24 protein-coding genes are annotated in these 23,955 nt (G+C 40.3%); 19 read left to right on the top strand and 5 right to left on the bottom strand.

Annotated elements, in window-relative coordinates; genetic code table 11:
- Positions 1–4: 4 nt before the first annotated feature.
- On the bottom strand, positions 5–967 hold the full coding sequence (coaA, locus tag H538_RS0104750) for a type I pantothenate kinase (RefSeq protein WP_026676635.1): 963 nt from the start codon (positions 965–967) through the stop codon (positions 5–7).
- Between the two features lie 158 nt (positions 968–1,125).
- Here coaA and thpR point away from each other — a divergent pair, with 158 nt between their 5' ends.
- The 4 genes from thpR to H538_RS0104730 all read left to right on the top strand — a co-directional run bounded on the left by thpR (position 1,126) and on the right by H538_RS0104730 (position 5,755).
- The gene (thpR, locus tag H538_RS0104745; RefSeq protein WP_026676634.1) at positions 1,126–1,692 is read left to right on the top strand and encodes an RNA 2',3'-cyclic phosphodiesterase; all 567 of its coding nucleotides are present in this window, start codon (positions 1,126–1,128) and stop codon (positions 1,690–1,692) included.
- A 28-nt stretch (positions 1,693–1,720) separates the two neighbouring features.
- Positions 1,721–2,458, top strand: coding sequence for a hypothetical protein (locus H538_RS0104740; protein ID WP_026676633.1), 738 nt, complete (start codon positions 1,721–1,723; stop codon positions 2,456–2,458).
- Positions 2,459–2,668: 210 nt separating this feature from the next.
- Positions 2,669–4,816, top strand: coding sequence for a type I pullulanase (gene pulA, locus H538_RS0104735; RefSeq protein WP_026676632.1), 2,148 nt, complete (start codon positions 2,669–2,671; stop codon positions 4,814–4,816).
- Between the two features lie 120 nt (positions 4,817–4,936).
- Positions 4,937–5,755, top strand: a complete 819-nt coding sequence (locus tag H538_RS0104730; protein ID WP_026676631.1) for a phosphotransferase family protein — start codon at positions 4,937–4,939, stop codon at positions 5,753–5,755.
- 10 nt (positions 5,756–5,765) lie between these two features.
- Here H538_RS0104730 and H538_RS0104725 read toward each other — a convergent pair whose 3' ends face one another.
- Positions 5,766–6,050 (bottom strand): YtzH-like family protein, encoded by a 285-nt coding sequence (locus H538_RS0104725; RefSeq protein WP_026676630.1) that lies wholly within the window; start codon positions 6,048–6,050, stop codon positions 5,766–5,768.
- A gap of 153 nt (positions 6,051–6,203) precedes the next feature.
- Here H538_RS0104725 and trmB point away from each other — a divergent pair, with 153 nt between their 5' ends.
- The 3 genes from trmB to H538_RS0104710 all read left to right on the top strand — a co-directional run bounded on the left by trmB (position 6,204) and on the right by H538_RS0104710 (position 8,488).
- A complete protein-coding gene (trmB, locus tag H538_RS0104720) occupies positions 6,204–6,851 on the top strand; it encodes a tRNA (guanosine(46)-N7)-methyltransferase TrmB (RefSeq protein ID WP_026676629.1) in 648 nt (215 codons plus the stop codon).
- A 110-nt stretch (positions 6,852–6,961) separates the two neighbouring features.
- Entirely contained in the window at positions 6,962–7,792 is an 831-nt protein-coding gene (locus tag H538_RS0104715) for a YtnP family quorum-quenching lactonase (RefSeq protein ID WP_026676628.1), read from the top strand.
- A 159-nt stretch (positions 7,793–7,951) separates the two neighbouring features.
- A complete protein-coding gene (locus H538_RS0104710) occupies positions 7,952–8,488 on the top strand; it encodes a hypothetical protein (RefSeq protein WP_026676627.1) in 537 nt (178 codons plus the stop codon).
- Between the two features lie 39 nt (positions 8,489–8,527).
- Here the strand turns inward: H538_RS0104710 and H538_RS0104705 are convergent, their stop codons facing one another.
- On the bottom strand, positions 8,528–8,836 hold the full coding sequence (locus tag H538_RS0104705; protein WP_026676626.1) for a PepSY domain-containing protein: 309 nt from the start codon (positions 8,834–8,836) through the stop codon (positions 8,528–8,530).
- Positions 8,837–8,982: 146 nt separating this feature from the next.
- Here H538_RS0104705 and H538_RS0104700 point away from each other — a divergent pair, with 146 nt between their 5' ends.
- Positions 8,983–10,047, top strand: a complete 1,065-nt coding sequence (locus tag H538_RS0104700; RefSeq protein WP_026676625.1) for a M42 family metallopeptidase — start codon at positions 8,983–8,985, stop codon at positions 10,045–10,047.
- Positions 10,048–10,092: 45 nt separating this feature from the next.
- Positions 10,093–10,587: a DUF84 family protein gene (locus tag H538_RS0104695; protein ID WP_035350074.1), complete on the top strand. Its 495-nt coding sequence runs from the start codon at positions 10,093–10,095 to the stop codon at positions 10,585–10,587.
- 25 nt (positions 10,588–10,612) lie between these two features.
- Here H538_RS0104695 and H538_RS0104690 read toward each other — a convergent pair whose 3' ends face one another.
- On the bottom strand, positions 10,613–12,706 hold the full coding sequence (locus tag H538_RS0104690; RefSeq protein ID WP_026676623.1) for a methyl-accepting chemotaxis protein: 2,094 nt from the start codon (positions 12,704–12,706) through the stop codon (positions 10,613–10,615).
- 145 nt (positions 12,707–12,851) lie between these two features.
- Here H538_RS0104690 and H538_RS0104685 point away from each other — a divergent pair, with 145 nt between their 5' ends.
- The 6 genes from H538_RS0104685 (at position 12,852) to murC (ending at position 20,073) form a co-directional block, all read left to right on the top strand.
- Positions 12,852–13,181, top strand: a complete 330-nt coding sequence (locus H538_RS0104685) for a thioredoxin family protein (protein WP_026676622.1) — start codon at positions 12,852–12,854, stop codon at positions 13,179–13,181.
- Positions 13,182–13,276: 95 nt separating this feature from the next.
- Positions 13,277–14,095: a DUF1444 domain-containing protein gene (locus tag H538_RS0104680; protein ID WP_026676621.1), complete on the top strand. Its 819-nt coding sequence runs from the start codon at positions 13,277–13,279 to the stop codon at positions 14,093–14,095.
- On the top strand, positions 14,092–14,709 hold the full coding sequence (ytpR, locus tag H538_RS0104675) for a YtpR family tRNA-binding protein (protein ID WP_026676620.1): 618 nt from the start codon (positions 14,092–14,094) through the stop codon (positions 14,707–14,709). The genes H538_RS0104680 and ytpR overlap by 4 nt, the downstream gene beginning before the upstream one ends.
- A 73-nt stretch (positions 14,710–14,782) precedes the next feature.
- The gene (locus H538_RS0104670) at positions 14,783–17,287 is read left to right on the top strand and encodes a DNA translocase FtsK (protein ID WP_026676619.1); all 2,505 of its coding nucleotides are present in this window, start codon (positions 14,783–14,785) and stop codon (positions 17,285–17,287) included.
- Between the two features lie 127 nt (positions 17,288–17,414).
- On the top strand, positions 17,415–18,512 hold the full coding sequence (locus H538_RS0104665; protein ID WP_026676618.1) for a nicotinate phosphoribosyltransferase: 1,098 nt from the start codon (positions 17,415–17,417) through the stop codon (positions 18,510–18,512).
- Between the two features lie 262 nt (positions 18,513–18,774).
- The gene (gene murC, locus H538_RS0104660) at positions 18,775–20,073 is read left to right on the top strand and encodes a UDP-N-acetylmuramate--L-alanine ligase (protein ID WP_026676617.1); all 1,299 of its coding nucleotides are present in this window, start codon (positions 18,775–18,777) and stop codon (positions 20,071–20,073) included.
- 49 nt (positions 20,074–20,122) lie between these two features.
- Here the strand turns inward: murC and H538_RS0104655 are convergent, their stop codons facing one another.
- Entirely contained in the window at positions 20,123–21,238 is a 1,116-nt protein-coding gene (locus H538_RS0104655; RefSeq protein WP_026676616.1) for an aminopeptidase, read from the bottom strand.
- Between the two features lie 241 nt (positions 21,239–21,479).
- Between H538_RS0104655 and H538_RS0104650 the strand changes: the two genes are divergently transcribed.
- From H538_RS0104650 to ccpA, 4 genes are all read left to right on the top strand, one after another.
- Positions 21,480–21,902, top strand: coding sequence for a DUF948 domain-containing protein (locus H538_RS0104650; RefSeq protein WP_026676615.1), 423 nt, complete (start codon positions 21,480–21,482; stop codon positions 21,900–21,902).
- A 13-nt stretch (positions 21,903–21,915) separates the two neighbouring features.
- Entirely contained in the window at positions 21,916–22,326 is a 411-nt protein-coding gene (locus tag H538_RS0104645; RefSeq protein ID WP_026676614.1) for a YtxH domain-containing protein, read from the top strand.
- A 95-nt stretch (positions 22,327–22,421) separates the two neighbouring features.
- A complete protein-coding gene (gene ytxJ / locus H538_RS0104640) occupies positions 22,422–22,760 on the top strand; it encodes a bacillithiol system redox-active protein YtxJ (RefSeq protein ID WP_026676613.1) in 339 nt (112 codons plus the stop codon).
- Positions 22,761–22,932: 172 nt separating this feature from the next.
- A complete protein-coding gene (ccpA, locus tag H538_RS0104635) occupies positions 22,933–23,946 on the top strand; it encodes a catabolite control protein A (protein WP_026676612.1) in 1,014 nt (337 codons plus the stop codon).
- Positions 23,947–23,955 lie beyond the last annotated feature (9 nt).

The raw sequence follows: 23,955 nt of genomic DNA, 5'->3' as shown, positions 1-23,955 counted from the left end.
CGTTTTACATTTTTCTTAACTTTACGCCGGTTACGGAATGGTCAAATCCTTTTTCTAAAATCAGTTGCGCGCGGAATTTCGTAGGCAAAATATTTTTTTGCAAGTTTACTTCATTGATGTCTTTCCAAATTTGCCGGGCTACTTTTAATGCTTCTTCATTTGATAATTGGGCATAGCGGTGAAAATAAGAAGCTGGATTTTGAAAGGCTGTTTCTCTTAAAAGTTTGAAACGCTCCGTATACCAGTGCTCTAAATCCTCTTCTTTTGCATCAACATAAATCGAAAAATCAAAGAAATCCGAAACGAAGACTTGCGGAATAGAAGCAGATTCCCCCCCTTTGGATACTTGGAGGACATTGATTCCTTCGACAATTAAAATATCGGGTTGATTGATGACTTGCATTTCATCTTGTAAAATATCGTACGCCAAATGGGAATAAATAGGAACTTCTAAATGGGAACATCCCGATTTTACATCGGATAGAAATTTTACAAGACGGCGAATATCATAACTTTCGGGAAACCCTTTACGGTTTAAAATGCCTCTTTCCTCTAAAATCCGGTTCGGATAAAGAAACCCATCTGTCGTTACAAGTTCAACTTTTGGATGATCCGGCCAGCGGGAAAGGAGAGCCTGGATGATTCTTGACGTTGTGCTTTTTCCTGCCGCAACACTGCCGGCAATCCCAATAATATATGGCACTTTTTCCGTTTTCCGCGAAAGAAACGTATTAGATACTTGATGAAGCCGCTGCGAGGCTGTTGTATAAAGATTTAAGAGCCTTGACAGCGGCAAATAAATATTTTTAACCTCTTCTACCGAGACTTGTTCATTTAATCCTTGAAGTTTTTTGATCTCCTCTTCAGTTAATGGCATCGGCGTTACATCGCGCAAACTTGCCCATTCTTCCCGTGAGAAAGAGAGATAAGGAGAGAACTGGTCTTTTGTTAAAAGTTTTTTATTCATCGTTTCACCTATATGATTAACCTAAATGTTTGATTTTTTTTTCACGCTCATAAAGTATATCAAATAGGAAACGTTATTGAAAAGAATGTCGTTTTAATCAAGTGTGTTTTCGCCGCTTTTTTTTTGCTAAAATTTAAATGAGGGAAAGAGGGATTACAGTGAATCGGCATATATTTGTAGCAATTGAACTTCCATTACTAATAAAAGAAAAAATATCATTGCAATTAGAAAAAGCAAAAAGGGAGTTGCCATTTAAACAATGGGTTCATTCAAGCGATTTACATATTACGCTATCTTTTTTAGGAAAGACAGAACCGGACCGTATTCATTCTCTTTGCCAAAACTTGCGCAGGGCGGTTATTGATCAGGAACCATTTTCTCTCCAACTTTCAGGAATCGGAACGTTTGGAAGAGAAAGGGCACCGAGGATTTTTTGGGGAAGCGTGGAACATGAACCTTATTTATACTCATTACAGGAAAGAGTCCGCCAGGCTTGTAAGCAATCCGGATTTGTGCTTGAGGAAAGAGCGTACAGGCCGCATATTACCTTTGCTAAGCGGTGGAATAGCGAAAAGGCAACGTTTGATGTGAAATGGATTGAAAATCAGCTGCTCCCCCTTAAAGGGTTAAGCTTTGAAGTCCGACATATCGTTTTATATGAAACTCACCTTAACCGAACGCCGAAATATGAAATCCTCGAAAAAATTTGCTTCAAAGGAAATTAAAAGTTCAAGAAAGGAAAGGGTTTTATAGATGGCGCAGCTCGTTAAACTTGAAGATTATGTATCTCGCTATGAATTAGATCTTTATCGCTATCAAGGGCAGTTTATTCGTCTAAAGAAAAAAAGGCTGCAACAGCTCGAGAACAAAAATGAAAAAACAATCGAGCAATTTAAAAATCAACTATATCATTTTCAATTAAATTGGGCGAGTTCAACCGTTCGGGAAATTTCGAAAGTCGATCCCCGATATGCACATAATAGGCTGTTGAAGTGGCTTACGACCGAACTGCCCGACAACTATTTTTTATTTTTTAATCCTGTATTTCTAGTAAAAAATGCTCCAGTTCAGCTCGATATAATCGTAGTAGGTCCTCGTTTGATCTGGATGATTGTTTTTCTCGAGGGGAATGATGCCATATTCCAGGAGCAATCGAAACGCTTTTGGGTCAAGCTAGATAAAGACCGAAAGTTAAAAATCGTTAATCCGCATCTTTCTCTTCAGCGAATGCACTATTGCACAAATGAATGGATCGCAGCGTTTAAAGAACAACTTCGAGTAAAAAAGGCAATTGTTGCGAAAGATGGATTTATCGATAAGCCATCAGGCTGGGAAGGGACTGAATATGTGGATAAGCGGACGTTTTCCGATTGGCTCGTTTCGGTAAAAAAAGAACCAAGCCCGATAAAAAGCCATCAGTTGAAGCTTGTTGACAGAATGTTAAAGCACTGTGTAACAAATGCACTCCTTCGTCCGGAGTGGTTGGAATAAAAAAAGATTGCCGTTGGCGCGCGTCATTGTTTAAAATGAAATAAATTTAAAATGGATTAAAGTCTTTAGTATGAGTGTATCATGTAAATAGATACACTTTTTTTACTTTTGGGCAAAAAATAGATTTTATATATGGGGCAATAACCATTCTAACAAGCAAGCAATATATTAAAAGTAAAGGTCATACATGGGGAGGGACCCTCTGTTGCTATGCAAAATGTTAAGAAACCAATACAACTTGAAGCCTATTTAGATACGTTTTCAAAAGTGACGTTAGTCATTCATGCAGATGATATAGGTGAATCCTCCTTTTTTGTAAAAGATGATACAAAGGTTTATCCTCTTCTAAAATTAGCGGAGGAAAGGGGAGATGGACGTCTTTTGCTTCATATGTATGTTCAGGAAGAACTTCCATTAGGCAAAGATTATTTTATTGTAGGATCACATGGTGAAACGTACCCGCTAAATACAGGAGCGATAGTCAGGACAGAAGAATTTGACAAGAGGTTTGCTTATGACGGAGCTGATTTAGGAGCGGTTTATACGCCCGAATGGACACAATTTAAAGTATGGGCGCCGACGGCAACGAATCTCCGTTTAAAAGTTTGGGAGTCGCCCGGGGCGGTAAAGGAATATCCAATGGAACGAGGGATTCGTGGGGAGTGGCATATTAAACTGCCTGGTGATTTCCATTTAAAAGAATATTGTTATATCGTCCGGGTTAATCATCAAACGAATGAAGCTGTTGACCCTTATGCTAAAGCGGTTACCGCTAATGGAAGAAGGGGAGTTGTAATGAACCTGGCGAAAACGGATCCGGAAAATTGGAAGCGTGCTCATCGTCTTCCCTCTATTTCAAAAACCGACAGCATTATTTATGAAGTCCATGTCCGTGATTTTTCTATCCATCCTGAGAGCGGCATTCAGTCGAAAGGGAAGTTTCTCGGGTTTACGGAAGGAGGGACGACCGGGCCAAATGGAACGGTTACAGGGCTGGATTATTTAACTTCCCTCGGGATTACACACGTAGAATTATTGCCTGTCAATGATTTTGGAAGCGTAGATGAATTGGGCAAGTACCCGAATTATAATTGGGGATATGATCCCGTTCATTACAATGCCCCAGAAGGCTCGTATTCTACTGATCCGATTGATCCGGCTTGCCGCATTAAGGAATTGAAACAATTAATTTTAGCCCTTCACGAAAGAGGCTTACGCGTCATTTTCGATGTTGTTTATAACCATACGTATATCCGCGAGGCATCTTCTTTTGAAAAAATTGTTCCGGGTTACTATTTTCGGTACGATCGTGGAGGAAATCCGATCAATGGGACCGGTGTTGGAAATGATACAGCGTCGGAACGGGCTATGATGAGAAAATTTATGATCGATTCCGTCAAATATTGGGCGACGGAATACAAAGTTGATGGTTTCCGCTTTGATTTGATGGGGATTCATGATATTGAAACGATGAATCTCATTCAAAAAGAGCTGTCAAACATTAATCCTTCGATTTTTCTTCTTGGTGAAGGATGGAATATGAATACCCTTTTGGATGAAAATAAAAAAGCGAAAATCGATTTAGCAAAAAAATTGCCTGGCATTTCCTTTTTTAATGACCGGTTTAGGGATACAGTAAAAGGAAATGTTTTCACGACTTCACGAGAAGGGTGGATTGATGGGAATCCCTCTCAAACGATCGACCTTAAAGAATGCATGACAGGAAACTGCAACTCCTTATTCCTTGACCCGGGACAGAGCATCAATTATATTGAATGTCACGATAATCATACATTATGGGATCGACTATCCATCATTCATCCGCATGAAGAGGAACAAATAAGAAGGAGGCGCCAGCGGCTCGGAATGGCTTTTGTCCTTCTTTCACAGGGGGTTCCTTTTATCCATGCCGGACAGGAATTTTTCAGAACGAAATTCGGCGATCCGAACAGTTATCAATCGGGGGATACAGTCAATCGGTTGGATTGGATGCGAAAAGCGCACTATGAAAATGATGTGCACTTCTTCAGGAAACTTATCCAGCTCAGAAAAAATCACGCCGCTTTTCGGATACGTTTCTCTGAACAAATCAAAAAGCATGTCTCTTTTTTAGAAAACGAGCAGGACGGAGTCATTGCGTATTGGATTCGGTCTGTCCAATCCATTGACAGTTGGAAAGAGATTATCGTTCTTTTTAATCAAACGCTGGAAGAAAGGACGGTCAAGTTGCCGGGGGAGACAAAGTGGATCATTGCAGTTGAAGGAGACCGGATAAATGAGGCGGGTTTATATAAACTGGATGAACCACGTATTACCGTATCCCCATTAAGCTTTACGATTGTCTTTCTGCCTTCTTAACAGCATAGATTTCGCTATTGATAAGAAAAGTGTACGATTTTGCATCGATTTATGATAAAATAATGAATTTGTAGAGGAATCTTGCTGTTAAGTAATTGGATAGAAATTTTCCGCAAAAGATTGAAGGTGAACGGGTTGGAATATATATTAGGTGAAGATTGGGAAGTTGTATCTGCAGGTGGGGCAACAGGAGAAGCTTATTTGGCACAGCAAGGAGAACAGAAATTATTTCTTAAGCGTAATTCGTCACCTTTTCTCGCTGTATTGTCTGCGGAAGGCATTGTTCCAAAGCTATTATGGACGAAACGTTTGGCCAATGGGGATGTCATTACAGCACAAGTATGGTTGGATGGAAGAGAGCTAAAGGCATCTGAAATGTTGAAAAAGCCTGTTGCGGAATTATTAGGAAAAATTCATCGTTCAACTGAGTTGTTAGGAATGTTAAAAAGACTTGGCAAAACACCGCTAAGTCCCGATCTTATTCTTAAAGACATTCAAGCGAGAATGTCGGGAATTGAGAAATTGCCGGAAGATATTCATAGCGCTTTCGATTTTTTAGCACGTGAAAAAGATCATATCGAATATGAACATAAAGTCGTTTGCCACTGCGACATTAACCATAATAATTGGTTAATTAGCGAACAGGAAGAGCTGTTTTTAATCGATTGGGATGGGGCGATGATTGCCGATCCCGCTCTTGATCTTGGAATGTTATTGTATTGGTACGTTCCGGAAGTTGAATGGAAAGCATGGCTTCATAATTATGGATTAGAGCTGACGGAAAATTTACAAAAACGCATGTTCTGGTATGTTATTGTCCAGACGATTCAATCTATTTTTTGGCATACAGAACGGGAAAAAAGTGCCGAAAAACAGTACTGGATGAATTTTTTACGTCAGCTTATGTCCTCAAAAATGATGGCGAACCATAAAAGCTGACGTACGCTTGTTAAAATGCATGGTGGGAATCAATGGTGTCTACCCAATTTTTAAGATGGGTCTGATGTTGATAAATATGGTCATCTAACTTTTGGTGAGTTGCGCCCACATAACTGTAATCATGGACGGATTGCAGTGTTTCTTTAATTTTTTCATGAACATCGCCATGGTTCATTAACTGTCTGGCTAATCGTTGCAACTGGGCGCATTCGGCTGCCGTTCCGTTGCAATCGGTTTGATGATCTTGTAATAAGTCTCGAAGTAAATTTAGTTGATGTTGGTAGTCAAGAGGCATTGTATACACCACCTTTTAATTATTGATAATAGATTATGGAATATGCAAATGTTTATTCAAAAAAGGGCCGGTAAAGATTTACCGGTTCTTTTGTTTCTCTTTTTTTCATGTTAAAATGCGAAGGGAACTGTAATGTAAAAGGAGATATGATGAATGCGTCAGCGTTTTAAGCCATGGGCGAAAGATAAATTAAGACAACATCCTGAAATTGTTGCACAACACCTTGAAGAGAGAAGAGGGAAATGGAAGGAATTTTTCTCTAATCAACATCCGATTCACCTTGAAGTCGGAACGGGAAAAGGCCAGTTTATTACTGGTATGGGCAAGTTGCATCCGGAAATTAATTATATTGGAATGGAAATTTATGATAGTATCCTCGTTTCAGCTTTAGATAACATTTTAAATGCCGGTATTCCGAATGTGAAGCTTATTCGTGAAAATGCATTGAAGTTGCCGGATATATTTGAGGCTTCTGAAGTGGATCGAATTTATTTGAATTTTTCTGATCCATGGCCAAAAAATAAACATGAAAAGCGGAGGCTTACTTCAGAAAATTTCTTAAAAATTTATGAACACATTTTAAAGGAAAATGGAGAAATTCATTTTAAAACCGACAATCAAGGTTTATTTGAATATTCATTGCACAGCTTTTCAAAATACGGAATGATCTTAAATAATATAAGCCTCGATCTTCATAAAAGTGATTTTGAAGGTAATGTCATGACCGAATATGAAGAAAAATTTTCACAAAAAGGCTTTCGCATTTATCGAGTGGAAGCTGTCTTCCGTTCAAAAAAATAATCCGGCATTCCGGATTATTTTTTTTATCGTAAAACTGTGTTACACTTAATTCAGAATTTTCTATAGAGAAAACGGCTTATTTTGAAGCCGGTGAGCCGGAGGGAAGAATGATGGATCAGTGGACGATAGGGAAAATGACGGTAACTTGGTTAAATGGAGGCGTCACTTTTATGGATGGCGGTGCCATGTTTGGTGTCGTTCCGAAGCCGTTATGGAGCAAAAAATATACGGTGAATGAATTAAACCAGATCGAACTTCGTACAGACCCTTTGTTACTTCAAGGGTTCGGAAAGACGATTTTGGTTGAATCGGGTATTGGCAAAGGAAAATTAAACGATAAGCAAAAGCGGAACTATGGGGTCATCGAAGAATCGTCGATTGAAGGAAGTCTCGCAAAGCTTGGCTTAACGCCAAAAGATATCGATATTATTTTGATGACACATATGCATTTTGACCATGCGTGCGGCCTTACGAAATGGGAAGATGGAAAGCTAGTTCCTGTTTTTGAGAACGCTGTCATTTACACTTCCAAGACCGAATGGGATGAAATGAGAGAGCCTAATATCCGTTCGAGAAATACATATTGGGAAGAAAACTGGAAGCCGATTCAGCATCAAGTAGAACCGTTTACGGATGAACTGGAAGTGGCCGATGGATTAAAGATGATTCATACCGGCGGTCATAGTAATGGCCACAGTATTATTTCAATTGATACGGGTGGTGAGAAAGTGATGCATATGGCCGATTTAATGCCGACTCATGCTCATTATAACCCGCTCTGGGTACTAGCCTATGATGACTATCCGATGGATTCCATCTTCGCAAAGCAAAAATGGATCAAGCCAAACGTTTGGTATATGTTTTACCACGATGCGATTTATCGGGCGGTCAAATGGGACGAGGATGGAACGATCATTGATCAAGTAACCCGATCACGGTAAAGAAGGCTTTATTTTATCATATTTTAATGAATGGTTTATAAAACTGTCACATTTTTTCCAGAAAACTGTTAGTTAGAAAATGATAAATTTGTGGTATGATGGAGAAGTACAAAGAATGGTAGTATTTTGATTTTATATATATATTTGAGGGGGATATGTATGAAAAAGAAATTATTTGCAGCTCTTTCTGCATTTGTATTTATTTTTTCATTTGTATCAGTAGCATCAGCAGCTTCAGTACCTGCCGGCATGGAAAAAGCGATTGAAAAAGGACTTAAAGCAGAACACTATGATTTGAAAAAAGGCTCCATTACGTTTGACAACGTACAAACCGTTTCCAACGAAGATAAAGAGCTAAAAACTGATCAAGTCGTTGTTGCGGTTGCTCATTATAAAACGGTTCGTGACAACATTTTTGTAACATCACATACTGATATTGTTGCGTATAATCCGGCTAAAAAATTAATGTTAACCGATCAAGAAACAGCGAAAATCGGTTCTGAATTTAAAAGCTATGTAAAAGCGCATGAAGACCAAAAAGGGGAACACCGTGATTCCGTTGTCATCTGCTTATTGTTAGCTCTTATTCTTATCGTGCCGATTCTCTTAATGACAGTATGGGAAAAACGTCAATATCTTTCAACGGAATGGAAGATTAAAAACAACGTCTATAACCAATCTAAATCGTTTAATTAACAGGAAAAAGCACCGTTTCACGCTAAACGGTGCTTTTTTCTAATTGATAGCTGAAAGTTCCAGGATGGATCCGCTTTTTGCATCAATAAGGAATTCATATTGGTTTAACCGGTTATTTTCCAAAGTGGAAATTCCGCCGCGATAAACGGTATAAGGGAGTTTGAAGCGCTCAATCGACTCCGGCTTAACATGAATCCATGAACCGGTTACTGTGAATTTCTTCTGGGCGGATTCTTTTAATCGTTTTAATGCACGTTCTGGAGAAATAAGCTCCCGATTTTTTTGAGCGATTGTATAGCCAATTGCGAACCCCAGTGCTCCGGCTATAAGCCATTTTTTAGTGTTCATCCCATGTTCACTCCTTTTTAAGCAAGTAGCCTGCTTTTTTTCAGTATACCAAAGTCGAAGATTCTCCTGTAGCAAATCAATAGTAAAAACTTTATAAGGAAGTTAAAATAAGTGTATACATACTTCCGTAAGGGAAAGGAGTCACTATGAATAGCGATACTTTACAATTATTTAAAACGTTAACTGAACTGCCGGGTGCACCAGGTTTCGAACATGAAGTTCGGAAGTTTGTCCGCACAGAATTGGAAGCGGTTGCGGATGAGGTCATTCAGGACGGACTTGGCAGTATTTTCGGTGTGAGGCGCGGGAAGGGTCCGAAAGTAATGGTGGCAGGTCATATGGATGAAGTCGGGTTTATGGTTACGAATATAACGAAAAATGGAATGCTTCGCTTTCAAACGCTTGGTGGATGGTGGAGCCAGGTATTGTTGGCCCAGCGGGTTCAAATCATTACAGATAACGGCCCTGTCATCGGTGTGATTGGTTCGACGCCGCCTCATTTACTGCAGGAAAGCCAGCGGAAAAAACCGATGGATATTAAAAATATGTATATTGATGTGGGAGCCGATGACAGGGAAGATGCAAAAAAGTTAGGCATTAAACCAGGTCAAATGATTGTCCCGATATGTCCATTCACACCAATGGCCAATCCGAAAAAAATAATGGCAAAAGCCTGGGATAACCGTTACGGTGTAGGACTTGCTATTGAGCTTTTAAAAGAATTGAAAGGAATAGACCTTCCGAATGAACTGTATTCGGGTGCAACTGTGCAGGAAGAGGTAGGCTTGCGCGGGGCACAGACGGCAAGCACAATGATTGAGCCGGACATTTTTTATGCGCTTGATGCGAGTCCTGCTAACGATATGACGGGGGATAAAGATGAGTTTGGCCAACTTGGCAAAGGAGTATTATTGCGAATTCTTGACCGTTCGATGGTGACCCATCAAGGAATGAAAGATTTTGTATTGGATACGGCCGAAACGCATCATATCCCTTACCAATACTTTGTTTCCCAGGGCGGAACGGATGCAGGGCGCGTCCATTTGACTGGCAGGGGAGTTCCTTCAGCTGTTATAGGAATTTGCTCCCGTTACGTTCATACGCATGCGTCTATCATTCATGTTGACGACTATGCGGCAGCAAAAGAATTATTAATACAATTAGTAAAATCAACAGACAAGGCGACGGTCGACTCCATCCGAAGCAGATAAAGGGGCCGGCCAATGGTTATCTTTTCTAGAAGGAGCTCGAAATCGATGATTGCAATAGGATCAAAAAATCCCGCAAAAGTAAAGGCAGTCAAGCAGGTCTTGAATCAAGAGATAGTTTCCTTTGAAGTTCCATCAGGCGTTTCCGCTCAGCCGTTTTCCGACGAAGAAACGAAACGTGGTGCTGTAAACAGGGCGAAGAAGTGTGTAGAAAAGGGTGCCGAAATAGGGATTGGCCTGGAAGGCGGGGTTACCAGAATGGGGGACGTGCTTTATCTGTGCAATTGGGGAGCGCTTGTCGACAGTTATGGCAATACCTTTGTTGCAAGCGGTGCAAAAATACCTTTACCTGAATCCATTGCGGCTGCACTTTATAATGGGAGCGAACTAGGAGATGTTATGGCCGAGCTCACTTCTGATCAAAATGTGAGTAAAAAAGAAGGGGCAATCGGCATTTTTACAAACGGAATCATCTCTCGTGATGAAATGTTTGTTCATATTGTAAAAATGCTATACGGGCAATATTTATGCAAAATGGGCTGACCATTCAATCAGCCCGTTTTTTACTTTATTCATTGGAAGGATTTACGGAAGCTACAGCCTCTTCTTCCCTCTGCCTGGCATCAAGAAGCAATTCGTTAGAAGCCGCCGCCTCATTCATACTATCCTCTTCTTTTTGCAGGCTGGAATCTTCAAGATTCTCGCCGAGATAAAATTGTTCTACTTCCTGTTGAAGGACGGAAGCAATTTGTTGTAATCGATTCGCGGATTGGCTAACTTCATTAATCGCTTCTTTTTGATAAATGCTTGAAGTTGTGACATGTTCACTTGTCGCTGCCGATTCTTGTGAAATCGCGCTTACTTCATGAAGCTTATTTGTTAAATCGTTATTCGCATGTTGTACCTTCGATTGAGCAAGTTGCACTTCTTGAATTCGTTTATTGATCGCTGTTACGTTCGTTAATATAGTTTCGAACGCATTTTTTGTTTTCTTTACCGCTGTTAACTGAGCAGAACGTAATTGTTCGAAATGATCCGTTTCTTTTGCGAGATTGTCCATCTGCTGCCCGATTGATTGAACAAGCTGCTGAATGCGGCGTGCTTCGTTTTTTGACCGTTCCGCAAGGTTTCGAACTTCGGTTGCAACAACAGCAAATCCCCTTCCCGCTTCCCCTGCTCTTGCAGATTCAATCGCCGCATTGAGGGCAAGTAAATGGGTGCTATCAGCGATTTCCTGAATGGTGGAAACAATCGTGTGAATTTGCTTCGATTGTTTACTTGCCCTTTGAACTTCGGCAATAATCGTATTCGCAAGTGATAGAAACTGCTCAGAATGTTCATTCAGCTGCTCGACGATTTCCATAGCTGCTCTGCCTTTTTCCTTTGCCTGATTTGAATCGTTAGCAATTTGTTCACTAACTTTAGCCGTTTCATAAATGGCTTCGGTTACTCCGTTTAAAAGAATGGTGCTTTCATGCAAATGTTCAGCTTGAGTTTGAGCACCTGCCGCTACTTGCTCCACTGATGCGGAAACCTCTTCGCTTTGTGCGGTCGTTTCTTCAGAAATGGCTGCCAGGTGGTGGGAACTTGCTGCAAGTTGTTTGGCCGCAAGTTGAACCTCACGCATGGAACGTTGCATTTTTTTCGCCATGATATTAAAGGTTTCTGCCAGCTCTCCCATCTCGTCTTTTGTCTTTGTTTCGACCCGAAAGGCAAGATTCCCTCCGCCTATAACCATTGCCCCTTTTTTTAAGGCTGCAATTGAAGAAGTGATAGAGCGGCTAAGTTTAAAGCCGACAAAGAATAAACCTGCAATCATTAAAACGCTTAAACTAATGAGAATAATAACTAACACCATTTTTGTAATGTTCTGTTTGTTGATCAATTGAGCATAACGTTTCTCATTGCTTTTTTGAATCGCGTCGACCATTTTTTCAACATTTTTCGCGGTTGCTTCAAATCGGGTTTCCATCGTTTTTATCGTTTTTGAAGACGTTTGAATTGTATCAGCTGCCATTGTATACTTTAACATTTTCGTTTTAAATTCCGATAATTGTTTTTGTGGAACCGATTGAATCGTATCGACTTTACGATCAAACTTGCGAGCTGTCTTTTTAAATTGCCCGATCGCCTGATCATCAACCGTTAACAAAAAATCTTTCTCATCATTTTGCAACATTAAATAGAGGGTTAACAATTCTTTATTTTTGATCGTGTGAACAGCCTTTTCAAAGTCAGTTGAAATTTGCTTCATGGATGCCTTAAGGCGGTCGATTTGTTTCGACATTGATGCGGTTGAGTTAAACGATTGTTCATATTGATTTAGTTCGTCTACTACCTTTTTAAAGTTTTTCTGATCCTCACGATTAGAAGTGTTTGCATAGTTTTGCACGTTTTTTTGCAAAGTAAGAAGAGCATCTTTCACCTTTTTTTGTTGCTCTTGTGAAGGGTGGTTCAAAAATTCTTGTTCCATTTTTCTTATCTTTGAAAGTTGAAGGTCTATATTTTTGCTATTTGCGTTAGCTTTTTGAAATGATGCTTTTTCCTGTTCCATTTTTGTGCTGAAAAGAACATAAATACCGATAAATAAAAGCAATACAAGCATTCCGCCGAGCCCCATAAGCAGCATCATGCGAACGCGTTTTTTTATCGTCTTGTCCATGATGATCCCTCCCTTTAATAATATCGGTATTTTTGAAATCTTCTTGATAACAATTTCGGAATTTCGTTGCAAATGAGTGGATTATTCCCGGTTGTTTTGGTACTGTCAAAGTATAGGATAAGGAATTTTGAGAGGAGTAAATAATATGAAAACGATTGAATCCAGAGAGGAATTGCAATCTTACTTAAATAGCGATAACGTGACGGTCATCTTATTTTCGGCTGATTGGTGTCCGGATTGTGTTTTTATTAAACCTTTTTTGCCTGAAATTGAAGAACAATTTTCAGACTTTACGTTCGTTTATGTCAATCGGGATGAACATATCGAACTTTGCCAGGAAATGGACATTTTTGGCATTCCAAGCTTTGTCGCATTTAAAAGCGGGAAAGAAGTTGGCCGCTATGTGAATAAAGAACGAAAAACAAAGGAACAAATCACTTCATTTTTGGAAGGATTATCAATTCCCGCTGAATAAGCCCGCAAAAGAATGGTATAATGAAGGTATTTAAGATCCAAATAAAACCTCCTTATAGGGGGTTTTATTCGTTTGAAAAAGGGGAGGTTTTAGTAATGAGTTCTCCAATCCAGTTGAAAAAGGCGTTAGAGGAAAGACTTTGCCGTCCGGAATGGACGATAACATATGACCGGGAATCGGAAAAGCTTCGAGTTGAAAATAAAGAAACGAAAACAGGAATCACCCTTTCACTTTCAGGGCTTGTCGTTAAATGGGAACGACAAAAAGACCGTTTTATCGACGAAATGGTATACACAGTAGAAGAGGCGTTAAATGCAAGCAAACAGCAAATGACAAACGTTAGCCGAAAGAATATTTATCCTGTTATTCGATCGACTTCGTTTCCAACAGAAACAACCGAAGGAAAAGTTTTGCTTTATGAAGATCATACGGCAGAAACCCGCATCTTTTTTGCTCTTGATCTCGGGAAGAGCTATCGTCTTTTAACAAAGGAAATGGCAGATCAAGAAGGTTTAACATTAAAACAGCTGAAAGAAATGGCGTTATTCAACATCCGCTCACTCGAAAATGAAATGAAAGAAGACGTTGTCGCCGGGAACACCTTTTATTTTATTAACTATAACGACGGCTATGATGCAAGCAGGATCATTAATTCTTCCTTGCTTGAGAAAATGGAACAGAAGGTCTCGGGCACGCTTGCGGTCAGCATCCCACATCAGGACGTGTTAATTTTTGCTGACATTCAAAATGATCAAGGGTATGATATTTTAGGGCAGATGGCGATGCAATTTTTCATGAATGGACGCGTGCCAATTACTGCATTGCCGTTCATCTATGAAAAAGGCGAGTTAGAGCCGATATTTATACTTGCAAAAAATAGACCTGTTGATGAAATGGAAGGAGATCGTAAATGAACATTTACTATAACAAAGATGGAATAGGAGACACGTTACTCATTCAATTAAAAGCTATCGAACTTGACGACCGTGCGACAGAACAAAAAGGCGATGTCGTCCGCATATTCCATAAGGAAACCAATGAAACGGTGGGCTACAATATTTTTCACGTATCCAATTACGGTCATGTGGAAGGAAACGGTCCCGTTGAGCGGATGGAAGATGTAGTTCAGTTATCCAATCGTATTTTGTCTGAAAATGGATTTGATGACCAATTGAAAGCCGACTTACGTCCGAAATTTATTGTCGGGTTAGTAAAAGAAAAAGAAAAACATCCGAATGCCGATAAATTAAGCATTTGTAAAGTTGATATCGGTGAGGAAACGCTGCAAATTGTTTGCGGGGCACCTAATGTGGAGCAAGGGCAGAAAGTTGTCGTTGCCCGGGTCGGAGCGATTATGCCGAGCGGCTTAGTAATTAAAGAAGCTTCTTTAAGAGGAGTCGATTCATCTGGTATGATTTGTTCGGCAAAAGAACTAGATTTACCAAATGCTCCTCAAGAAAAAGGGATTCTCGTGCTTCCAGAGGATGCTCAAGTAGGAACCGATTTTTTTCAATCGAAAAACCGCTAGAGAAATCTAGTGGTTTTTCTTAAAATTAACATTCAGTAAACAAAAATAAACGGTACGAAAAGAAGGTGAAAAAATGCCCTGGTATAAAAAATTAATGAATCTGCTATTTGGTGACGAGCCTTCAGAGCCGGATGAACGAGATCAAGCGATACATAAAGTAATGAAAGTGAAGCCGAATCAGCCCCGGGTTACCCGGAGTATTGGAAGGATTCAAAATCAAGAAAAACAAGCAAAGGCAAAGATGGTCCATCATTACCCAAACGGAAATTTCCGGTTTCCGTTAATTCCTGATGAAAAAAGAATTCCGTATCGTCCAGAGCCATTAGAAAAAAAGTATGAGGCGCCGGAAAAAAAAGAAAGTAAAATCGAACATAAGGAGACTAAAAAATACTCCGGTACGAATTTTAAGCCGACAGAAATTCCGTCTCCGGTATATGGATTCGGCAACCGTAACTTAAAAAGAGTCGAAGACAGCAAAGAACTAGCCAATGATTTATCCAGTGAAACTAAAAAACGAAGGGCTTTATCTCCCGTCTATGGATTTCGCCCAAGGGAGAACGGAATCCAATCAACAAATGATGTAAAAACAAGTTTGGAAGAAACTACCCTGGACGAGTTAAATAAAGATAGAGAGCAATTCGAAGGTTTGCTCTTTGAAGCCGAACCTGCCGATGAACGTAACGTCTTTGATGAAACGACCGGGGGAGATGAAGAGCGGGTTGAGGAAATTAATAACAAAAAAGAGGATGGAATTTCTGTTACAAAAGACGAGATCCCCGAAGCAGTGAAGATGGCTCGTGTTGAAAGTGAGCCACACGCAGAAGAAATTCAACAGGATCTATCCAAGAAAGAAAAAGTGGTATCCGGGCAGAACATACTTCCATTGGCTAAAAGGATGGAAGAAGAGAATAATGGCGCCAATGTCATGCATTCCGGAGAAATGAAGAAATCTGCCGTGAATAATGAAACGAAAGAAGAATCCTCTTTAATAGCCAAAAAAGAAGAAAAACGGGACCAGCCGAAGCGCGGTGGAACGAACATTCCATTTAACGTGATGATGTTAAAAAAAGACCGGCAAATCCAAAAACAAAAACAAACAGGTGAGGAAATAACCGTTCCATTTAAAAAAATGAGTGAAAGAGAAGTCCCGAAAGGCCATTTTCCTTCACTTGAACTGTTAAATGTTCCTCCAAAGCAGGCGGAAGATGACGCCATTTGGCTTGAAGAACAAAGGGAATTGTTGCAATTGACGCTTGATAACTTCAATGTTAATGCAAAAGTCGTTCATTTAACGAAAGGTCCATCAGTAACAAGAATGGAAGTTCAGCCGGCCCCGGGGGTGAAAGTGAACAAAATTACGAACTTAAGCGATGATATTAAATTAAGTCTCTCAGCCAAAGACATCCGGATAGAAGCGCCGATTCCGGGGAAAAACACGATAGGGATCGAGGTGCCAAACCGGATCAGCCAGCCGGTGTTTTTACGAGAAATTATCCAGAGTGAAGAATTTCGCCGGAGCGATTCGCCTTTGACAGTAGCTCTAGGGCTTGATATTTCTGGCAAGCCGATTGTGACCGATTTGCAAAAAATGCCGCACGGTTTAATTGCCGGGGCGACCGGGTCCGGAAAGAGCGTTTGCATTAATTCCATTCTTGTGTCACTGATGTATAAGGCGTCTCCGGATGATGTTCGCCTTCTTCTTATCGATCCGAAAATCGTAGAGCTCGCGCCTTATAACCAAATTCCGCATCTCGTTACACCAGTCATTACAGATGCAAAAGAAGCGACAATGGCACTCAAATGGGCCGTGGAAGAAATGGAACGCCGTTACGAGGAATTCGCAAAGACAGGGGTTCGAGATATTAAGCGGTACAATGAAAAAATGAAAGCCGAGAAGCACGAGGCCAATAAAATGCCATTTATCGTAGTTGTTATCGATGAGCTGGCGGATTTAATGATGGTTTCACCTCATGATGTAGAGGAGGCGATTTGCCGGATTGCGCAAAAAGCAAGGGCCTGCGGCATTCATTTGCTTCTTGCAACTCAGCGTCCATCCGTAGATGTCATTACCGGACTCATAAAAGCGAACATTCCTACACGTGTCGCCTTTGCCGTTTCATCAGCCGTCGATTCGCGTACGATCATTGACATGAGCGGAGCGGAACGTCTCCTTGGCCGCGGGGATATGTTGTTTATGGAAAACGGCTCAAACAAAGCGGTTCGCATTCAAGGGAATTTTGTTTCGGACGAGGAAATTGAGCGCGTCACTGAATATGTAAAAAAGCAAACGCATGTAGAATACTTATTTAGCAGGGAAGAATTAATTCAAACCAATCAAACGGTTGATCAGGAGGACGATTTATTTGAAGAAGCTTGTTATTATGTCCTTGAAATGGGGACAGCTTCTTCCTCCAGTTTACAACGAAGATTCCGAATCGGGTACAACCGGGCGGCCAGGCTAATTGATATGATGGAGGCGTTTGGCCTCGTTTCAGAAGCGATGGGAAGCAAACCGAGGAATGTCCTCATTAGCCAGGAAGAATTTGAAAACAAATTGTACAGTGAAATGGAAGTGTAAAAAGCTGGTTGTATTTACAATCAGCTTTTTCTTGTTTTCTTCCCGCCAGTTATATATCATAAGAAGGATGAAAGTTTTTAAGAAAAAATAAATGCGTTACGTTGCGATAGATAATGAGGAGTTTATGATGAAAGAAATAGAAATGAAGCTTCAAGGAAAGATAAAGCGGCTTACCAATCGGACATTTAAGTTTGATGAGCGTGTAGGTGATGGCTGGTTTTCCGCGGTATATTTTTTGAAAACGTGTGAGATTGTAAAAAAATTTAAACCGGGCAATGTTGTGACCATGCAATTTTTTCAAAAAAACGATGCTGTTCTTTGCGGAACAGATGAAGCGATTGCTCTTGTTAAAACATTTGCCAAAAATCCAGAAGAGCTAGAAATTTATTCTTTAAAGGATGGGGACAAAATTTCACCGTTTGAGACGGTGATGACGATTACCGGCCCATATGAATATTTCGGTTTCCTTGAAGGAATGATTGACGGGATTCTTGCCCGTAGAACTTCGGTGGCGACGAACGTGTATAATGTTGTAAAGGCGGCAAGTATTTCGGGGGTACAAAAGCCGGTCATTTTTATGGGTGATCGGGATGACCATTTTTCGCAACAGGCTGGCGATGGTTATGCCGCATATATTGGCGGCTCGACGGCCCAGGCAACACATGCGATGAACGAATGGTGGGGCAAACAAGGGATGGGAACGATGCCCCATGCTTTAATTCAGCTTTTTGAAGGGGATATCGTTGCAGCGACAAAAGCCTACCATGAAATGTATCCAGAAGATGAGCTTATTTCACTCGTCGATTATAACAATGATGTCATTACAGATAGCTTAAATCTTGCTAGAGAGTTCGGGGATACGCTTAAAGGAGTCAGAGTCGATACATCAAGGACGATGGTCGATCAATATTTTTTCCGGAACCAGCATGTTCTTGGTGACTTCGATCCGCGCGGCGTCAATCCACAGCTTATTTTCGCTCTTCGAAAAGCACTGGACGACGAAGGATATCACCATGTGAAAATTGTAGTGAGCGGAGGATTTACAAAAGATCGAATTACTCAATTTGAAAAACTAAATGTTCCCGTTGATATTTACGGCGTTGGCAGTAGTTTGCTTAAAATCAACATCGCCTTTACAGGGGATAATGTATTGTTAAACGGGATTCATCAAGCGAAATCGGGGAGATTTTACCGGCCGAATCCTCGGCTTGAAAAAGTCGAATAGCATCTTTAGCTGGATGCGTTCCATCATCGTATGGTGATGGACTTTATTTTTTGCTATAATGATAAATAGTGAGTTGTTCACTACATATCGAATATCATTATACTTTTGGCAGTCATATACTAAAGAAAAAGTAAACGGTTTTATATAACGTAATGCTGCCATTACTGACGCGTGAGTCCTTTTTATCAAAACGGGCCGCGTCTTATTTAACACATATAAATTAGACCTTTTGAGAAGGTGTGTAACTGCGGAGGTCCTTTAAATGACACAATACCATTTTGTTGGAATCAAAGGTACAGGAATGAGTGCACTGGCACAAATTCTGCACGATATGAAACATGATGTTCAAGGTTCGGATGTTGAAAAAGTATTTTTCACACAACAAGCTCTGGAAGAGAGAAAGATAAAGATACTTCCATTTCAGAAAGAAAATATAAAAGAAGGGCAGACGATTATCGCGGGAAATGCGTTTAGCGACGATCACGAAGAATTGATTGCCGCAAGAGAGCTTGGTTTACCGATTTACCGTTATCACCATTTCCTCGGGGACTTTATGAAAAAGTTCACAAGTATAGGTGTTGCCGGTTCTCACGGAAAGACGTCTACAACCGGGCTATTGGCCCATGTGCTGGAATGTGCAAAACCGACATCTTTTTTGATCGGCGATGGTACCGGTAAAGGGGTAAAAGACAGTGACTTTTTTGTGTATGAAGCCTGTGAATATCGCCGGCATTTTCTAGCGTATGAGCCATCGTACTGCATTATGACGAACATTGATTTCGACCATCCCGATTATTTTAAAGATATTGACGACGTGTTTGATGCGTTTCAGCAGATGGCGATGCAAGTGAAGAAAGGAATTATCGCTTATGGGGATGACCCATATTTGCAAAAACTTCACGCACAGGTCCCTATTCTTTTTTACGGTCTTGAGGACGATAACGATGTTCAAGGGAAGAATATTCGCCGCGGGGCAGAAGGTACGACATTTGATGTCTACATTCGCAATTCGTTTTTCCATACATTTACGATTCAAGGATATGGCACCCATAATGTGCTGAATGCTCTTTCAGTCATTGCGCTTTGCCACTATGAACATATACCGGTTGAAGCTATAAAAGATGGGCTCTATACATTCCAGGGAGTCAAACGGCGTTTTTCCGAGAAGCCTGTGGGGGCTCAAGTAGTGATCGACGATTATGCCCACCATCCAACGGAAATTAAGGCGACGATTGAAGCGGCCAAATATAAATATTCCGGCCGTCCGGTAGTGGCTATTTTTCAGCCGCATACCTTTACAAGAACGAAAACGTTCCTTGATGAATTTGCAGAGAGTTTAAAACAGGCGGATGCTGTTTATTTGTGCGATATTTTTGGCTCCGCCAGGGAAAACGCTGGTGCTTTAACGATTTACGATCTACAAAAGAAAATTCCGAATGCTGAAGTGATAACAGAAGAAGGAATCGATATTTTGAAAAAATATGATGCTGGTGTCCTTTTATTTATGGGCGCGGGAGATATTCAAAAGTTCCAAAAAGCTTATGAAAAAGCATTAGCATAATCCAAAGGGAAGAAGGACCTATGTGCATTGTCTTTCTTCCCTTTTATTGTTATTTTAGATTTTCCGGGTTGAGCCCCTCAAGTTCTGGGATGACAAAGCGGCCATCTTTACGGATGAGACGGTCATCAAAATAAATTTCACCGCCACCATATTCCGGACGTTGTATCATGACCATATCCCAGTGGATGTTTGAATCATTTCCGTTGTAGGCTTCGTCATATGCCTGGCCAGGTGTGAAATGGAAGCTGCCATCGATTTTTTCATCGAATAAAATATCTTTCATCGGATGTAAAATGTAAGGGTTTACACCGATCGCAAACTCACCAATGTAACGGGCACCTTCGTCTGTATCAAAGATTTTGTTAATTCGTTCCGTATCATTTGCGGTCGCCTTAACAATTTTTCCATTTTCAAAGGTTAATTGAACGCTTTCAAAGGTAAATCCATGATAAGGTGAAGGCGTATTATAGGAAATCGTTCCATTGACAGAATCTTTGACCGGAGCTGTGTATACTTCGCCGTCCGGGATATTCGCATGTCCAGCACACTTAATGGCAGGGATACCCTTGATCGAGAATGTTAAATCTGTTCCAGACCCTTTTATGTGAACGCGATCCGTTTTTTCCATTAATTCAACAAGTGCATCCATTGCCTTATTCATTTTGCTGTAGTCAAGATTGCAAACATCGAAATAGAAGTCTTCAAAAGCCTCGGTACTCATACCTGCAAGCTGGGCCATTGACGCGGAAGGATAACGAAGAACACACCATTTCGTTTTCGGAACGCGAATTTTGCGGTGGACCTTTTCGCCAACCGTTTGTTCATAAATTTTCATTCGTTCTGGCGGAACATCGGACAATTCTGCGATGTTGTCTCCGGAGCGCAATCCGATATACGCATCCATTTGCGCCATTAAATCCGCTTCTTGCTTCGCAATCAATTCAAATTGTTCTTCATTTGCGCCAAGAAGCTGTTCGCGCAATACGGAGTTATCTTTTAAAAGAACGAATGGATGGCCGCCAGCCGCATATGCTTCTTTAACAAGGGCATTAACAAGTTCCTTTTGCAGGCCGAAGTTCTCAATTAAAATCTTTTCCCCTTTTTGCAGACGTACGGAATATGTAATTAAATTTTTGGCTAATTGCCCAATGCGTGGATCTTTCATTCTATTGCCTCCCCATAGTGAAATAAACATACATTTCTATTTTATCTTAATTTAATAAATTTGTAATGTTTATTACGAATAGTTGGCAGGATTTTAAATTTATCGATAGAATAATAATGAATAAGGTTTATCGGACTGCATATGGGGTAATAGTTGAATATACTGTTGCTTTCTATTGTTCACCCAGGAAGCCTTTTTATTTTAATGTCATTGAAAAGAAGTATGGAGGTGTCTCGTTAGAATGATCATTTTATACGTAAGTGTCGCAGTTATCGCCTTAGCTTTTGCCGTACTAGTCTACTTTATAGCTAAAACATTAAAATCATTGACAGGCACATTAAACAATGTTGCAAAAACAGTCGAAAGATTAGAATCGCATTTGGAAGATGTAACAAGCGAGACGGCTCAATTGCTGAACAAAACAAACAAATTAGCGGAAGACATTCAGCAAAAATCAGAAGCTGTAAATTCAGTCTTTTTGGCGGTAAAGGATTTTGGGAATTCATTGAATCGAGTGAACCAATCTGTCCGCAGGGTCTCTGATCAAATTTCAATAGGGGCCGAGCGGCAGTCAAATCAAGTTACCCAGGTGGTTCAATGGGGCAACGCAGCTATAGAGTTATGGGAGAATTGGAGAAAGAAAAAGAAATCCGATCAAATTTAAAAGGAGGAGTTTGATGAGCGACAATCAAAACAATCAAAAAATTGACAGCAAAGATTTTTTAATTGGTGCACTGGTAGGTGGTATTGTAGGAGCAACAACTGCATTGCTCTTGGCTCCAAAATCCGGAAAAGAGCTGCGCACTAACATAGGTGAACAAGCGACTCAAATTAAAGATAAAGGCAGTGAAATTACTTCACGAGTTCGCGAAAAGTCATCTGCAATTGTTAATACCGTTTCCGAGCAATCTAACCAGGTAGCCGGAAAGGTGAAAGAATTAACTTCAAACATTCGCCGCGACATCAGCAATTGGCGGTCAAAAGGCGAAGAAGTGAAAGAGAAAGCAAATGACGCTTATATTGAAGTAGAGAATAAGATTGAAGATGAGGTCTCTCGTGAGAAAGATCTTGTTGAGCAAAAGTATTGATTTATCCTGAATAAATGTGGAATGATAGGTGAGGGAGATTAATTTCTTCCTCACCTATTTGTATTTATAAAGTCTATGGAGGGAATTAAAAAGGAATGGCTTTACAAAAATTACTTTCATCTGAGGAATTTAATCAAGCAGTAAACGAAAAAGACATTGTATTCGTGCTTAAAAATAGTACAACTTGCCCAATTAGCCAGGCAGCTTATGATGAGTATGAAAAATTTGCAAACGATCATGAAGGTATTCCGTTTTACTATCTTAATGTCCAGGATGCAAGACCGCTTTCTAATGAAATTGCCGAAACATACAAGGTAAAACATGAATCGCCTCAAGTGCTCTTGTTTAAAAACAATCAAGTGATATGGCATGATTCTCATTGGAATATTACATATTCGAAGCTTGGCAAAGCAAAAGAAGAGAAAATAGGTTAAAAAGGGGATATATTCCTCTTTTTTTCGTTTAGACTATAAATTAAAGGAATAAAAATATGGAGAAATCGTTAAAAGTGTTGGCTTTACGTTGCTACCACTACTACTTTACTGTATGATATCAATAATATTACATACGGTTGATTGGACCTGAATGTTTAAAGGAGGATTATTTTTGAATACAACGATTTATGATGTAGCGCGTGAAGCAGGTGTATCAATGGCAACTGTTTCTCGTGTTGTTAATGGAAACCCAAATGTAAAACCTTCAACAAGAAAGAAAGTGATGGAAGCTATTGAACGGCTTGGTTATCGTCCTAATGCGGTGGCAAGAGGGCTTGCCAGCAAAAAAACGACAACAGTCGGTGTCATCATCCCCGATATATCAAGCATTTTCTTTGCAGAATTAGCACGGGGGATTGAAGACATAGCGACAATGTACAAATACAATATTATATTATGTAACTCGGACCAGAACAAAGAGAAAGAAATTCATTTACTTAATACGCTGCTTGGTAAGCAAGTGGATGGAATCGTCTTTATGGGCGGGAAAATTATGTCTGAACATGTAAATGAATTTAAGAAATCTCCGGTTCCGATTGTATTAGCGGCAACAGTTGATATGAATGAAGAAATTCCATCAGTGAATATCGACTATGAACAGGCGGCATATGATGCAGTGAAATCATTATTGGATGCCGGCCACGAAACGGTGCATCTCGTCGCGGGACCTCTTGATGACCCAATTAACGGGCATTATAAAATGATGGGCTACCGCAGAGCACATGAAGATGCCGGAAAACCTGTTGACGAAAAACATATCTTTGTTGGTGACTATACGTACGATTCAGGTATTGAAGCGATCGAAACATTTTTACAAAGTGATGATAAGCCGACTGCTGTCTTCGTTGGTACCGACGAAATGGCTCTTGGTGTAATTCATGGTGCACAGGATAACGGATTGACCATTCCTGGTGACCTTGAAGTGATTGGATTTGACAATACAAGGCTTGCAACGATGGTCCGCCCTACTTTGACAACGGTCGTTCAGCCTATGTACGATATCGGGGCAGTCGCCATGCGTCTCTTAACAAAATTTATGAACAAAGAACATGTGGATAATGCAACGGTCGTTCTGCCTCACCGCATTTTGTTTAGAGGTTCAACTAAAAGGCAAAGTGAAGAATAAGGAAACATG

Source organism: Fictibacillus gelatini DSM 15865 (assembly GCF_000430745.1).
In the GTDB taxonomy this organism is placed as follows: domain Bacteria; phylum Bacillota; class Bacilli; order Bacillales; family Fictibacillaceae; genus Fictibacillus_A; species Fictibacillus_A gelatini.
The sequence above is the reverse complement of the archived record's forward strand: the minus strand, read 5'-3'. Positions and strand labels throughout refer to the sequence as shown.

Bases quoted from the DNA above. Each gene is read 5' to 3' on its own strand.
- H538_RS0104725 (WP_026676630.1), bottom strand. From the start codon at position 6,050: ATGCCTCTTGACTACCAACATCAACTAAATTTACTTCGAGACTTATTA.
- ytpR (WP_026676620.1), top strand. From the start codon at position 14,092: ATGAACATTTACTATAACAAAGATGGAATAGGAGACACGTTACTCATT.
- trmB (WP_026676629.1), top strand. From the start codon at position 6,204: ATGCGTCAGCGTTTTAAGCCATGGGCGAAAGATAAATTAAGACAACAT.
- H538_RS0104690 (WP_026676623.1), bottom strand. From the start codon at position 12,706: ATGGACAAGACGATAAAAAAACGCGTTCGCATGATGCTGCTTATGGGG.
- H538_RS0104665 (WP_026676618.1), top strand. From the start codon at position 17,415: ATGAAAGAAATAGAAATGAAGCTTCAAGGAAAGATAAAGCGGCTTACC.
- coaA (WP_026676635.1), bottom strand. From the start codon at position 967: ATGAATAAAAAACTTTTAACAAAAGACCAGTTCTCTCCTTATCTCTCT.
- H538_RS0104680 (WP_026676621.1), top strand. From the start codon at position 13,277: ATGAGTTCTCCAATCCAGTTGAAAAAGGCGTTAGAGGAAAGACTTTGC.
- murC (WP_026676617.1), top strand. From the start codon at position 18,775: ATGACACAATACCATTTTGTTGGAATCAAAGGTACAGGAATGAGTGCA.
- H538_RS0104650 (WP_026676615.1), top strand. From the start codon at position 21,480: ATGATCATTTTATACGTAAGTGTCGCAGTTATCGCCTTAGCTTTTGCC.
- H538_RS0104710 (WP_026676627.1), top strand. From the start codon at position 7,952: ATGAAAAAGAAATTATTTGCAGCTCTTTCTGCATTTGTATTTATTTTT.
- H538_RS0104645 (WP_026676614.1), top strand. From the start codon at position 21,916: ATGAGCGACAATCAAAACAATCAAAAAATTGACAGCAAAGATTTTTTA.
- H538_RS0104695 (WP_035350074.1), top strand. From the start codon at position 10,093: ATGATTGCAATAGGATCAAAAAATCCCGCAAAAGTAAAGGCAGTCAAG.
- H538_RS0104705 (WP_026676626.1), bottom strand. From the start codon at position 8,836: ATGAACACTAAAAAATGGCTTATAGCCGGAGCACTGGGGTTCGCAATT.
- ytxJ (WP_026676613.1), top strand. From the start codon at position 22,422: ATGGCTTTACAAAAATTACTTTCATCTGAGGAATTTAATCAAGCAGTA.
- pulA (WP_026676632.1), top strand. From the start codon at position 2,669: ATGCAAAATGTTAAGAAACCAATACAACTTGAAGCCTATTTAGATACG.
- H538_RS0104715 (WP_026676628.1), top strand. From the start codon at position 6,962: ATGGATCAGTGGACGATAGGGAAAATGACGGTAACTTGGTTAAATGGA.
- H538_RS0104700 (WP_026676625.1), top strand. From the start codon at position 8,983: ATGAATAGCGATACTTTACAATTATTTAAAACGTTAACTGAACTGCCG.
- H538_RS0104685 (WP_026676622.1), top strand. From the start codon at position 12,852: ATGAAAACGATTGAATCCAGAGAGGAATTGCAATCTTACTTAAATAGC.
- H538_RS0104740 (WP_026676633.1), top strand. From the start codon at position 1,721: ATGGCGCAGCTCGTTAAACTTGAAGATTATGTATCTCGCTATGAATTA.
- H538_RS0104655 (WP_026676616.1), bottom strand. From the start codon at position 21,238: ATGAAAGATCCACGCATTGGGCAATTAGCCAAAAATTTAATTACATAT.
- H538_RS0104670 (WP_026676619.1), top strand. From the start codon at position 14,783: ATGCCCTGGTATAAAAAATTAATGAATCTGCTATTTGGTGACGAGCCT.